The sequence below is a fragment of the uncultured Desulfosarcina sp. genome (assembly GCF_963664155.2).
Lineage (GTDB): Bacteria > Desulfobacterota > Desulfobacteria > Desulfobacterales > Desulfosarcinaceae > Desulfosarcina.
Map to the genome: position 1 here is coordinate 2,215,990 of NZ_CAXXXH010000001.1, position 13,442 is coordinate 2,229,431.

The following is a 13,442-nucleotide window of genomic DNA, read 5'->3' on the forward strand; positions in this document are numbered from 1 at the left end:
CGCGGGCTATCGTCGGGGTGGTTTTCCGGTGAACGCATCTTGGGGCCTGTCCAAAAGTAACTGGCACCATCGTGCACCACTTAATTTCGGACAACCCCTTATGTGATGAGGGAGGCCCCGAACCTATAAAATCATTGATCTAAACCCCGGCTACCGTGCTATGATTCGACCCTCACACCAATTCTTCGAAAACAATAAGGAGGCCCGGTATGTATCCTCATCTCTTTTCACCGATCACCATCCAGGGCCTGCCCCTGAAAAACCGACTGACCATGGCGCCGCTCTACCTGGGCTATGCCGGCCAAGGCGGAACGGTCAGCGACATGCTGGTGGCGCATTACCGGCTCATGGCCCAGAGCGGTGTGGCCATGGTCGTGGTCGAGAATGCGACGGTGGACCACCCGACCGGCAGCGGTTCCGACCGAACCCTGCGGGCAGACACCGACGACAACCTGGACGGATTGAAGCAACTGGCCGCCGCCATCAAACAGGAAGGTGCGCTGGCCTGCCTGCAGATCAACCACGCCGGCCGCTTTGCCCACGCGACACCAGCACCGGTGGCACCGTCGGCAGTGAAGACATTCGGCCGGTTTCCCAGAGCCCTGGAAAAGACCGAAATTGCGCATATCATCGGCCAATACGCAAAAGCCGCGGCCAGAGCCAAAAGCGCCGGATTCGATATGGTTGAGCTTCATGGCGGCACCGGCTACCTGCTGGCCCAGTTTCTTTCCCCGCGGACCAACCAGCGCAGCGATGAATACGGGGGCAGTTTGGAAAACCGCCAACGCTTTGCCCTGGACGTACTGACGCGGGTCAGAAAAGCGGTGGGTGAATTTCCCGTGGGGTATCGGTTCCTGGCCGACGAATGGATGCCTGACGGGCTGCAGTTGACTGAGTCGAGACAATTCGCCAAAAGGCTCTCCCAGACCGGTATCGCCTACATCTCCGTCATGGGCGGCACCTACGAGTCCTTTTCCTTGCCGGATATCGTGGAAAAGTCAAAACAGGAAGGGTACATGCTCGATTTGGCCACCGCTGTCCGCACGGTGGTAGACGTTCCAATCATCGCTGCCGGCCGCTTCGCCACCGGCAACTTTGCCGAACGGGCCATCGCAGAGGGGAAAACCGACCTGATCGGCCTGGCGCGGGTGCTCTGGGCCGACCCACGGTGGCCGCAGAAGGTACGCGACGGCAAGGAAGCCGCAATTACCCACTGCAATCCGGACTGCGGCGATGCGTGCATGCATATGGTCATGAAAGGCCGGCCGGCTTTTTGTGTGGCCTGGCCGACGGATAAAATGAAGGAATGGAAGGTGAAGTTCGTATAACAGATTTGTTGGAATGCTTTTGCGCTGAAACAATGCGTAATGCGGGAATAACGATGGTCAGTCTGGCCCTGCTGGGCTGGTTGGCTGCATGCGCCGGGACAGATGGAATGATGGACAAAAAAATGGACCCCGGCATGCACAGCGGGATGGAAGACAAAATGAACAATATGCTTATGGGCAGTGACAGTCACCACGCCTCCGGCAAGGTCTCTTTCGGCATGGATATGAGCAGGCATGTGCTGACCTTAAGCGATATCAAAGTGGACAAAGTACCGGGCGGCTATGTCTATCTGACCAAAAACGCGGATCGGATGCACGGTGTGGAGCTGGGAATGTTGAAGCAATTTTCAGGCACCGTCTCCTTCGATCTGCCGGTCGGGGTCAACCCGGACGAGTATGACAGTGTGGTGATCTGGTGCAAGCAGTTTAATGTGGAGATCGGCCGGGCACATTTATCCGAAAAATGATGGAGGCATCGGCGGGTTCACAGTAAATTAAAACTGTCTTTCCGGTGGAAAACCGGAAGGGCAGCCGATTCTTCCGGATGCCGGATCAGGCCCGGAAGGCCAATTTGAACAGTTCCGCAACATGAACGTCCCTTTAATCCGTATCGCTTGATCTTACCGTGTTTTCCTTAAAACCGCCGAACGGAAAAAGTAAAGCGAAGTGTAACTTCTTTGTAACCTTCGGTCTGATATTTAATTTTTTTTACGGTATGACGGGTTCATCAGTTGCCGTACAACGAAAGGCCGGAACAAGGATTATTCATCAGGCCGTTATCCCTCCATCCGATTTTCAGGCGCAAATTTACCTCTGCGCTGCCGGTCAAAGGCGAAACATGCAGATTTTCGAAAATCACCCGTGGGTGCGGTGCATTTTCAGGGTTGTTGGCGCAGGGCTCCTGTTGTTCCATTTCATTGGGGAAAGTGCCTTTGCCGCATCCTCACCTAAAATTGGAACAATGGCCCAAGCCGAATTAAACCAGCTGGTTTCAAATGATCACGGCATCTCGTTGCTGTTTTTTACGGCCGCCTGGTGCGGCCATTGTAAAGAGATGCTGCCCACTGTCAATCGGTTGTACCACCGTTTCCACGACAAAAGCCTTCGATTCATCGGCATAAGTATCGATGCGGGCGGACCGGCGGCGATGGAACGGGTCTTGAAAAAAAGGAAGGTGGATTTTCCCGTATTTTGGGTCGGTGAGACCGTGGTCGATGAGTTCAGGCTGGTTGGCATTCCGATGATCTTTTTGGTCAAAAATGGCCAAATTGTTGAAAAAATCCCTGGAAAATGTTCTTATGACCTCCTCCAAGGAAAAATTCTGGACTTTATCAAATGAAAAAATGCGTCACCCTCTGGGTGTTGGCTGTCATTGTCCTGGCCTGCGGAAACACCAATGAGAGCCAGACATCGACCACCCAACTGCTCGGAATAACCGAGGACGAGATCCTCGTCGGCTCGTCCCTGGCCCTAGGCGGACACGCCGGCTATCTGGGCACTCAGACCCTGCACGGCGCCATGGCCTATATCAATCACGTCAACCGGCAAGGCGGCATTCATGGCCGCAAAATCAGGGTCATTGCCTATGATGACGGTTATGACCCTCCCCGATGCGTGACCAATACCCAGAAGCTGATCGTTCAGGACAAGGTCTTTACGCTCTTTTGTTATGTGGGCACACCCACGACGGTCAAGATCCTTCCCCTGGTGGAGGAGGCCAGGATTCCCGTGGTCGGCATGTTTACCGGCGCCAATGCCCTTCGGGAGCCCCTCAACCGCTATCTGATCAATGTGCGGGCATCCTACTATCAGGAGACCGGCGCGGCGGTTAAGCATCTCGTCGAAGCGATGAAACTTAAGAAAATTGCCGTCTTTTACCAGTACGACGCCTATGGGTTCGACGGCTTGAAGGGCACGGAGATTGCGCTGCGCCCCTACAGACTGGTGCCGGTGGCCACGGGCACCTATATTCGCGGCACCCTGGATGTGGACGGAGGCTTGCGCAAGATCATGGCTGCTCAGGCGGAAGCCGTGGTCATGATCGGTACGTATGAACCCTGTGCCAAGTTCATTCGCCTGGCCAAGGAAAGACACTTTTCGCCTGTTTTCTACAATGTCTCTTTTGTGGGCGCCGATGAATTGGCCCGGTTGTTGGGCCAGATCGAGGAAAAGATAATCGTTACCCAGGTGGTGCCGCCGCCGGAGGTGTCGGACAGTAATAAGAAACTCTGGGGAGCCCGGGAATATGTCGCGCTGTTAAAACAGTACTATCCCTCGGATCGACCCAACTTCGTCAGCCTGGAAGGGTATATCAATGCCAAGGTCCTGGTGGAAGGGCTCGAACGCGCCGGCCGGGAGCTCAACCGCGAAAAGTTTATCAATGCCATCGAATCCATCCAGAAACTGGACCTGGGCATCGCCAATCTGTTGTCCTTCAGCCCCAGGGACCACCAGGGCCTGGAAAGAGTGTACTTCACCCATCTGCAGGATGGTAAATTCGTATGGCGCAATCACTGATCGACCGCATCAGGAATTCCAGCCTGAAGAACAAAATCTTCTTCTCGGTCACGGCTGTCATCCTGCTGATCAGTGTCCTGATCGCCCTGTTCACCCGCTGGATTCTGATATCCACGCTGACGTCGGAACTCAAGCTACGGGGGCTGGGCATCGGCTATAGTGTTGCCGAAAGCTGCCGGGGCTACCTCCTCACCGAAAACATACCCCAACTGACCAGCCAGGTCTTTGAAGCCCGTCTGGGCGCACGCAAGGAACTGGTCGGTTATATTTTTATCTTGGACAAACAGGATCAGATTCTTGCCCATACCTTTACTCGTGATTTCCCCGAGCAGATCGCCGGCGCCAATCGAATCGCACCTGAAAGCGACCATCGTATCCAATTGATGCACACGGGCATAGACGAGGTCTACGATGTGGCCGTGGCTGTCAACGAGGGTATTTATCGAATCGGATCCGTGCATGTGGGCCTCTATAAAAAGCACATCGATCAACTGATCAACAAACTGCGCACCACCTTTCTGGGTTTTGTTTCCGTAGTGATCATCTTCTTTTTCGTTATCAGCCACTATCTTTCAAAAACCATCACCCAGCCCATCACCCGGCTGACCCGGGTTTCCGACGAGATCAGCCGGGGAAATTTCGATGTTCAGCTGGATCTGGAAAAGGGGCTTCAGGAAAACAAGGTCAAAGATGAAGTGCGCCAGCTATCCAGATCCTTTATCAATATGACCAATCGCATCAAAGAGTCCCAAGCCAAGCTCAAAGAGTCGGACAACAAGTACCGGTCCCTGTTTGCCAGCGGCCCCAACCCCATTTTTGTATTGGATCGGAAAACGTTGAGGATTCTCAGCGCCAACCCCAGTGCCGAGGAGGTATATGGCTATACCAAAGAGGAACTGGTTGGCCGGCCGTTTACGGATTTGGGACCTTTTGAACTGGACGAAAACAAGTGGACCGAATGTAGCGCCCAGCATCCCGGCAATGTCTCCATCATCAGCTCCAAGGTTCAATATTTCAAGAAAGGGCACCAGGCGTTTTATGTGAATGTCCATGCCTGCCCGGCGCCTTATGAAAACAAGAATGCATTGATTGTGGCCACCACCGATATCTCCGAGATGGTGGAAAAGGACAGCCAGCTGATTCAAGCCAGCAAGATGACGACCTTGGGTGAGATGTCCGCAGGGATTGCCCATGAGCTCAATCAGCCCCTCAACGCCATCAAAATGGGCAGTGAGTTTTTGGAGATGATGCTTGAAAAAGAAGAACGCATCCCTGAGCGGGAGCTTTTTCAAATCGTTCGTGAAGTGAGCAGTCAGGTCGATCGGGCAGAAGGAATCATCCGCCGACTGAGAGACTTCGGACGCAAAACGGACTTTACCAAAGAGAAGCTCTTCATCAACGATCCCATCAACTCCGTGCTTGACATCATCGGACGGCAGCTTCGCCTGCAGAATATCGATGTCCAGCTTCAGTTGACGACAAACCTGCCGCCCATCCTGGCCCACCACAACCGCATCGAGCAGGTCATCTTCAACTTGCTGACCAACGCCCGGGATGCTATCAATCTTAAGGAAGAATCAGGCCTGAGGAACAACCGGCGAAACATCCTCATCAAAAGCTTTACCGAGGACGGCCAGGTGGTGGTGGCCGTATCCGATAACGGTATCGGCATCGATCCGGCAGTGAAAACTCAAATTTTTGAAGCCTTTTTCACGACCAAAAAAATGGGCGAAGGTATGGGGCTGGGTCTCTCCATTACCAACGGTATCGTCGAAGACTACGGCGGGAAAATCCATATCGACAGCAAAGAAGGCCAAGGCACCACCTTTAACCTGAGCTTTCCGGTCGTGCAGTAAACACCACCGACCGATCGAATGCCTTTTAACGGAATTGCTTCAGGCGTTCAAAAGAAACGGATTGATGAACCATTGCGCCAATTTGTTCAGCCAGGTTCGCCGACAGTGACAAAACCGGCTGCATAGACAGCCGTCGGGTCAAAAAACCGGAACCTGACGGTGTTTTTCACTGCCGCCACACCGGCCTGGAGGGTGTGGACGTCCCGACCGATCTCCTTGAGGTATTGAATCCCCACCTGGCCGACGTTGACGTCACCAATTCCGCTGCGTTTGATCAGCGTTTCCAGGTACTCCAGATAAGCCGTGTTGTTCACATGTCCATTGGGATCATAGTCCCCTTCCCGGGTAGTAATGGTGATCGTCCGCTCCGGTACGAACGTCTTGTTGACTTCAAAATCTATGGCGCCGGTCGGCAGAACATTTTCCGCCTCGGCCGTGTAGGGCTCGGATACATGCTTGGGAATCTTGGCGATCCGTTTGCGGTTAAGGTCATAGTAGAGCCACAGGCTGGTGGCTGCCGCCACCTGCTCATCACCGCTGAACACTAAGAAATCCCGGCCGGCCCGAAAGCCGATCGATCCTTTGTGCCACGTCCGGACGGTGATCTCCTCCCGGTAGATGGGCATGCGGCAAATGTCCACCCGCATGCGATTTAAAATCCACACAGCACCGGCCGCCACCATGGCCGCCGAGCCCAGACCCACCTGTTCCGAATGATGAATGGCGGCGCACTGGAGGCGCTGAAACAAAACGGGCAGTTTCATCCGAAAATCCGTATCCACCTCATTGTAATCCACCATGGTCGTCTGTTCGATTTTCATGGGATTCCGCTTTCTGAATTAAATGATATTTTCCGGATGTCGCTGTCGGGCATGCCCTCGGCCTTTAAAGCCGTTATAAAGACCGGTTCCAAATCATAATTCGGATCAATTGGCAACCGTTTCAATGATCTCGACCCGATTGCCCATGCCTCAATTCTCAGGTGAACCAGGGTCGATTTTATGATATATACGCCTTGTATGCACAGATATACACGGTGTATTAAATGAAACAGCCCCCGGGGATGAAGATGGAGGACACCGGAACTATCAAGCTGCCGGTTGGCTGCGGAAAAAACGACGAGGATAGAATGTAACACTATGGAACGCTTGTTGCATTTTTGGGTCTAAACTATACCAGATCATGAATCCAGCGGGGACAAGAGGGGGGAAAGGGATGCCAGGCGCCAACCAGGAAAAGAGCACCACCGAGTTCGACCGCGAAACCTACGTGAAAATGCTGATCGCCATTGCCAGGGCCGATAAGGACAACGGTCTGCCGGAGTATCGCTTCATCCGGAAACAGGCTATCCAACTGGGTGTCGACTACGAACAGGTTCTAAAAGACACGGACAAGGATTTTGAAATCGGCACCCATAAAGTGTCCCGCCTCACCGCTCTTCGCGTGCTCAAAGACGCCGTCATGATCGCATCCATGGACGGCAACTTCACCCTTCCCGAAAAGCATAAACTATATACCTACGCCGAAAAACTGGACATTCCCCGAACCGATGTGGATGAGGTGGAAACCCTGGTTAAACAGCTAAAAGAACTGGATCAACGATGGAAGGAACTGGTTGCCGGCCACCCCAATGAGTGACACCGCATTTTTCGCTTCCCTCTCCGGGTATACAGACCAGGCAGCAGCCTATTGCCGGGCAGGCCTCCAGCAGTTGAACGGCTGGTACCGCCTTTCCGAGTCCATGGATCCATGGTTCTCCCTGGTTTTGTTTCTCGCCTGCTCCATGCTTATGGTTTACCGCCTCAACGTTCTGGAGCGCAAAGGACTCGAAGGCACCGTGCTGGGCACGCTGGTGATGCCCTATGCATCCGGGTTTCCCAACCTGGTTTTCGCCTTCTCTCTTGGCCGACAGGGGGGCAGTGGATCGGTCATCGTTGAAAACTGCATCGTCAACAACGTCACCAACCTCACCCTGCTTATCGGTCTTCCGGCACTGATCTGGACCCTCAACATCATCCCTTCCCGATCGGCCCAGGCCGCTCACAGGCCCGTATCCAAGCTTCAGCGCCTGAATACCTTGTCCCTGATCCTGACCCTCCTGGCCGTCTTCTTCTTCACCGGCGCCCTCTGGGCCCTGGGGCGTGACGGCAAGTTGGATTTCAGTGACGGTCTGGTTCTGGTGGGTATTTTTCTGTTCTGGCAGGTGCTGCACGTATTTGACGTGCTCAAATACAACATCCACCAGCGCCGCTCCCTGTCATGGACCATCCTGGTGGATGCTCTGCTGGTGGTAACCCTCGGCGCAGGCATCCTCCACGGAATCGACCGCCTGGTGGCCTGGGTCATGGCCCTGGGCCCGGGGTTCATCCTTTTCGACCAGCTGGGTATTCTCAGCGGCTGCCTCATGGTGCTGCCCAATGCGGTGCTATCCACATATTACGCCTGGGCCGGGCGGGCGGACATCGTCTACAGCTCTCAGGTGGGCGACGGCCATATCTGCATCCCCATGTGCATCGGCCTGTTTGCCCTGTTTTCGGTTATCCAGGTACCAGACCAGATGAATATGGGGATCATGGTCATCCTCGGGGCGGGGTTGCTTCATCTATTTTTCGTCTCCGTCATCGGCCGGCTTCCCCGAATCATGGGTGCCCTGTTGACCATCGCTTACGGGGTCTTCCTCTATACCGGGTTCATGGGATGACTGCCCCTGGCAATGCCAACGGCAAAAGCCCCAATTTCCAATGAAGGCAAGCAGCCGTTTTTCTATCGGCCATCCGCTGTAGGAAATGTGACGCCACGCGCAGGGGCATACCCTTTTTCCGCGGCCAGCATGTCCAGGTGAAGGGACGCCACCTGCTCCAACGGAGGATAAAAACGGCGATCCATTTTGCGGGTGTCCGCCACTTTCAGGTATCGTTTGCACTCCCCGCACAGGTTTACTCGGTATTCCGGTTCATCATCGGAAAATAGATATTCCAGTGAAGCGCTGTCCCGGTTGCTGCAAAACGGGCAGACCATGCGCGTCACCGCCCAGCGGTGCCAGCACACCCCACAGTGGATCCATTGCCGGCCCTCGGCGTCCAGTTCTCCGATAAGGGGCGCACTGCCGCACACCGGGCAGCTTCCCTGATTTTTCGGACTGCCGGTCAACCGGACGGCCAGCTGCCGGGCACCGGCCTCGACACTGGGTTTAACGGCCAGATAGAGCAGCAGGGAAAGCATCTCCGGCGAAACGTCCATGGTCCTGGCAAGGTCAGCTATCCGGCCCTTGTCCCCCAGAACATCGGCAAACAGCCCGGCCATAACAAACCCGCCGCTCAACGCCCGGGTCAACGCCTCGCCGGCAGCCCCGAGTTTCTCACCGGACCGCATGGCGATGTCGCAGATCTGCACCAGCAGTTTTTCAGCCGCCGGGAAATCGACCGTAAATGCCGCCGGTTCGATGAGTGGAAACCCCTCGTTTGATTTCATTTCCAGGAGCACCTGGTCAATCGGAATCGCCTCGGGGAAAGTTTTCCCGGCTGCATGGATCTGGGCCGCGAAAACCGGTCCGTAAAAGCCCAGAATGGATGCATATGCGGGCCGGAGGGCTGCCAGCTGCGCAACGGCCTGCTCCACTGCCGCCGCATTCCATAGGGAATGGCTGGTCATCGGATGGTTCCTTTCCATGGTTCAGTGTCCGTCCAGAAGGCATGTGTATAGTTTGGATTCGATATGTTTTTCAAACAAAAAAGGAGAGGCACTGCGCCTTGCAGTACGCAGCAGCCTCTCCTTTCACGTGCAAGAGAATAATAGGACAGGAGCCAGGGTCCCATCCATTCGCAGCCAGCCAGCGATGCTCCTATGCCAGTTGACGAAACGCCCACCGGAGGGGGCTGACCATTTTTCTCAGAGCCATGTGCCGACTCAGCCCGTGGGAACCCGCCGAGGCCATGACATACTCATTATACGCGTCAGGCGCCTCGGTTATCAGATAGATCACATTGACATCGTCGGCATCCACCAGTTGCGCTGTTGCATGTTTTTTACGAACCTGGGCCAACCGCTGCTCTGCCAGCGAAACCATCTGGTCACGATCGCCAAAATTCATGGTGCCCGTCGGGCAGGTCTTTACGCAGGCGGGCAGCAGGCCGTTGGTCACGCGATCATTGCACATGTCGCACTTGGCCAGGGTGCCGTCAGCCGCTTTGCGCGGGATGTTGTAGGGGCAGGACTCGATAATCTCGTCCACGTCCAGGGATTTCGTGTTGGCGGTAAAGATGACGGCGCCGGTTTTTTCGTCCTTGTATATGGCGGTGTCGTCATCGGCCGTTTGCAGGCACGGCGGCTCGATGCAGTGGCGGCACTGTTCGGGGAAAAAGAGCCATTTCAGCTTGCCGCCGGTTTCCGATTCACGCATGCGGACCAGTTTGTAGGTGGAAAAAGAGAGGTCCGGCGGGTTCTCGAAGGTTCCCCGGTTTTTCGTCTCTTCGGCCGGCAGGTCATGCCACTGCTTGCAGGCCACCTGACAGCCCCTGCATCCGGTGCACCGGGTGGTGTCGATAAAAAATGCATTGCTCATGCCGATTCCCTCCTTTTACAATTTGGTCACATTAACCATGAATGCCTTGGATTCCGGAATCCGGGTGTTGGGATCGCCGGCCGATGCCGTGAGGAGGTTGGCGCTATCCTCTTTGCCGGATGACGGCCATCGCCATCCGAAATGCCAGGGAATTCCCACCTGGTGAACCGTCAAGCCGGCGATCGTGAAGGGTTTGAACCGTTTGGTGACAATGGCGCTGCACTCCACCTTGCCGCGGGCTGAGGTCACGTTGACCCGTTCTCCGCTCTGGATGCCTTTGAGCCCGGCCAGTTCTTCGCTCATCTCCACGAACATCTGGGGCTGCAGTTCCATGAGCCAGCTCTGGGTGCGGGTCATCAGGCCCGTTTGCCAGTGCTCACTGACCCGGTATGTCGTCCCCACATAAGGAAAGCGCGGATCGCAGGTGGCGTGGACATCAGCTTCGGAGGCATAAACCGCCGCCGTGGGATTCACCATCTGGGCGTTGAGGTAGTTTTTTTCCACCGGGCATTCCAACGGCTCATAATGCTCGGGAAAGGGCCCGTCCGCCAGTCCCGGTCCGAATATCTGGGCATGACCGTGCTTTTGCATGATGAAGGGGTACTTGGCATCCTTCCTCCAGGATCCGTCCGGATTCTGCATCGGGTACCAGCCTCCGTCGGGCACATCCCCTATCCACTTGTTGGATACATACTTGCCGTCTTTTTCATCCCCCTTGAAAAATATCACCCAGTCCTTGCGGTCCCAGGGCACGCCCTTGGCGTCCACCGAAGCCCGGTTGTAGATGATGCGCCGGTTCACCGGCCAGCACCAGGCAAATTCCGGGAACAGTCCGATGTGGTTCACCGCGTCCTCCTGCCCGCGGCGGGCGGCCATGTTGCCCTTTTCCGTATAGCTGTTGCAGTAGAGCCAGTTGCCCGACGAGGTGGATCCGTCGGCCTGGAGGAAGGCGAAGCTGGGGACCAGCGTCCCTTTTTTATAGGTTTTGTCCTTGATGGTGACATCCTTGACGAAGTAGCCGTTGATCTCCCTGGCCACTTTGTGAGGATCGTAGGCGCCGTCGGTGTCGTAATCCCACTTCAGATTGACGATCGGCTCGGGATACACGCCGCCGTCCTTGTAAACCGCCTTGATCTTTTCTCCAAGCGCCAGGATAATATCGCCGTCCGGCAGACTGTTGCCCAGGGGTTTGGGGCCCTGGTAGCGCCACTGCATCCACCGGCCGCTGTTGGTAATGCTGCCCTCCTTTTCCACCGACACACAGGCCGGAAGCATGAACACCTCGGTTTTGATGGCGCCCGGATCCATATCCGGACCTCTCCAGAACGATCCGGTCTCATTGTCAAACAGGTTGACATTGACCATCCATTCCAGCTTACCCAAAGCCTCGCGCGTCTTGTTGGCATTGGCACCGCTGCAGGCCGGGTTCTGGCCCCAGGCAAAAAAGCCTTTGATCTTCTCCTTATACATGGCGTCGAAGATGTCGAACCAGGAGTAGGAGGCACCGTCATCGACCTTAGGCAGCCATTGATAGCCGAACTCGTTGGCAGCATTGGCCTTTTCACCGAAAAAGGATTTCAGCATGGACACGCTGTATTTGGGGTAGTTCTGCCACCAGTTGGCGGACAAGGGGTCCTTGCTGGTCGGTGTCCATGTTTCGTTGTAGGCCGCCAGGGTGGTGTTGGATGCCCGTGCCGTTTTGAGGTAGCCGGGCCAGATGTGCCAGAGCAGGCAGTGGTCCGTGGATCCCTGGACGTTGGATTCGCCGCGCAGGGCGTTGACGCCCCCGCCGGCCACGCCCATGTTGCCCAGCAGCAGCTGGATAATGGCCATGGTACGGATGTTCTGGGTGCCGGTGGTGTGCTGGGTCCAACCCATGGCGTACATGATGGTGCCGGCCTTCCCCCGCTCTCCGGTTTTACTGTAGACATCGTAGATCCGCTTCAAATCGGCCTCGGAGGTTCCCGTTATCATAGAAACGGTCTTCAGATCATACCGCTGGTAATGCTTCTTTAACAATTGAAACACACTGCGCTTGTTCTTCAGCGACCGGTCCATTTTGGGCACACCGTTCTTGTCCATCTCAAAGGCCCACTGGCTCTTGTCATATCTGCCCAGCACCGGGCCTTCAGGATTCTTCTCGAAGCCGGAAAAGAGGCCGTCTTTGAAGTCGAATGTTTTGCCGACGATGAACGGCGCGTTGGTGTAAAGCGCCACGTACTCCTCACTGTAACGCTTGTTTTCCAGGATGTACTTGATCATGCCTCCGAGAAAAGCGATGTCCGTACCCGAACGCAAGGCCGTGTATATGTCCGCCTTGGACGAAGTCCGGGTAAAGCGGGGATCTACGTTGATCAGCGTGGCGCCTTTTTCCATGGCCTCGGTGACATATTTAAAGGAAATGGGGTGGTTTTCAGCGGCATTGCTTCCCATGATGAGGATGCAGTCGCTGTTTTTGATATCGATCCAGTGATTGGTCATCGCACCGCGTCCGAACGACTCTGCCAGAGCCGCAACCGTCGCGCTGTGTCAGATTCGCGCCTGGTGTTCGATATACACCAGACCCAGCGATCGCATGAGGGCCTGGTAGGCCCAGCATTCCTCGTTATCCATGGCGGCGCTTCCCACCGATGCAATATCCATCGTGCGGTTGACCACCTGCCCTTTGTCATTTTTGACGGTAAAGGAGGCATCACGGGTTTCCTTCACGCGATGGGCGATTTTTTCCAGGGCCCAATCCCAGGAGACCGGCTGCCATTTATCCGAATAGGGCGCCCGGTACATGGGTTCGGTAAGCCGGTTCTCGTTTTCCGTCAGCTGCTTGAGGGAGCCACCTTTCGAGCAGAGGGCGCCGCGGTTGATCACGTGATCGGGGTCCCCTTCGATGTTGATGACCCGGCCGTCACCTCGCTTGCTGGTGTGGACGATGGCACCGCAGCCCACCGCACAATAGCAGCAGATCGTTGTGGTTTCCTTGGCGTACTTGGTTTTCAGCATGCCGGCATGGGCCCTGACCGGCTTCAGGTCGAAACCCAGCCCGCTGACGGCCAGACCGGCAGCGCCGGCACCGGTAATCTGGATAAACTGCCTGCGGTTGACATCCATAATCGTCCTCCTTTTCTATAACCGGTTATCCGTGAAAAAGCTCAACCACTGAAACGCCTGAAATCAGATTGTCGA

General features: G+C 55.5%; 11 protein-coding genes. 7 read left to right on the plus strand and 4 right to left on the minus strand.

The window, feature by feature from the left end; genetic code table 11:
• Positions 1-209 precede the first annotated feature (209 nt).
• The 5 genes from ACHZBS_RS10160 to ACHZBS_RS10180 all read left to right on the plus strand — a co-directional run bounded on the left by ACHZBS_RS10160 (position 210) and on the right by ACHZBS_RS10180 (position 5,701).
• A complete protein-coding gene (locus tag ACHZBS_RS10160) occupies positions 210-1,328 on the plus strand; it encodes an NADH:flavin oxidoreductase (RefSeq protein ID WP_319406385.1) in 1,119 nt (372 codons plus the stop codon).
• Between the two features lie 53 nt (positions 1,329-1,381).
• Positions 1,382-1,795, plus strand: coding sequence for a DM13 domain-containing protein (locus tag ACHZBS_RS10165; protein ID WP_319406386.1), 414 nt, complete (start codon positions 1,382-1,384; stop codon positions 1,793-1,795).
• 158 nt (positions 1,796-1,953) lie between these two features.
• Positions 1,954-2,667, plus strand: coding sequence for a TlpA disulfide reductase family protein (locus ACHZBS_RS10170; protein WP_319406387.1), 714 nt, complete (start codon positions 1,954-1,956; stop codon positions 2,665-2,667).
• Positions 2,664-3,845: an ABC transporter substrate-binding protein gene (locus tag ACHZBS_RS10175; protein WP_319406388.1), complete on the plus strand. Its 1,182-nt coding sequence runs from the start codon at positions 2,664-2,666 to the stop codon at positions 3,843-3,845. The genes ACHZBS_RS10170 and ACHZBS_RS10175 overlap by 4 nt, the downstream gene beginning before the upstream one ends.
• Positions 3,830-5,701, plus strand: coding sequence for an ATP-binding protein (locus ACHZBS_RS10180; RefSeq protein ID WP_319406389.1), 1,872 nt, complete (start codon positions 3,830-3,832; stop codon positions 5,699-5,701). The genes ACHZBS_RS10175 and ACHZBS_RS10180 overlap by 16 nt, the downstream gene beginning before the upstream one ends.
• Before the next feature lie 86 nt (positions 5,702-5,787).
• Here the strand turns inward: ACHZBS_RS10180 and ACHZBS_RS10185 are convergent, their stop codons facing one another.
• Positions 5,788-6,522: an acyl-ACP thioesterase domain-containing protein gene (locus ACHZBS_RS10185; RefSeq protein ID WP_319406390.1), complete on the minus strand. Its 735-nt coding sequence runs from the start codon at positions 6,520-6,522 to the stop codon at positions 5,788-5,790.
• A 394-nt stretch (positions 6,523-6,916) separates the two neighbouring features.
• Between ACHZBS_RS10185 and ACHZBS_RS10190 the strand changes: the two genes are divergently transcribed.
• Both ACHZBS_RS10190 and ACHZBS_RS10195 read left to right on the plus strand, forming a co-directional pair.
• On the plus strand, positions 6,917-7,339 hold the full coding sequence (locus ACHZBS_RS10190) for a hypothetical protein (protein WP_319406391.1): 423 nt from the start codon (positions 6,917-6,919) through the stop codon (positions 7,337-7,339).
• Positions 7,332-8,402, plus strand: coding sequence for a sodium/calcium exchanger protein (locus tag ACHZBS_RS10195; RefSeq protein WP_319406392.1), 1,071 nt, complete (start codon positions 7,332-7,334; stop codon positions 8,400-8,402). The genes ACHZBS_RS10190 and ACHZBS_RS10195 overlap by 8 nt, the downstream gene beginning before the upstream one ends.
• 62 nt (positions 8,403-8,464) lie before the next feature.
• Here the strand turns inward: ACHZBS_RS10195 and ACHZBS_RS10200 are convergent, their stop codons facing one another.
• From ACHZBS_RS10200 to fdnG, 3 genes are all read right to left on the minus strand, one after another.
• Positions 8,465-9,352, minus strand: a complete 888-nt coding sequence (locus ACHZBS_RS10200; RefSeq protein ID WP_319406393.1) for a formate dehydrogenase accessory protein FdhE — start codon at positions 9,350-9,352, stop codon at positions 8,465-8,467.
• A gap of 190 nt (positions 9,353-9,542) precedes the next feature.
• Complete coding sequence (locus ACHZBS_RS10205; protein ID WP_319406394.1) at positions 9,543-10,262, minus strand: 4Fe-4S dicluster domain-containing protein; 720 nt, start codon at positions 10,260-10,262, stop codon at positions 9,543-9,545.
• A 15-nt stretch (positions 10,263-10,277) separates the two neighbouring features.
• A complete protein-coding gene (fdnG, locus tag ACHZBS_RS10210; RefSeq protein WP_319406395.1) occupies positions 10,278-13,367 on the minus strand; it encodes a formate dehydrogenase-N subunit alpha in 3,090 nt (1,029 codons plus the stop codon).
• Between the last annotated feature and the right edge of the window lie 75 nt (positions 13,368-13,442).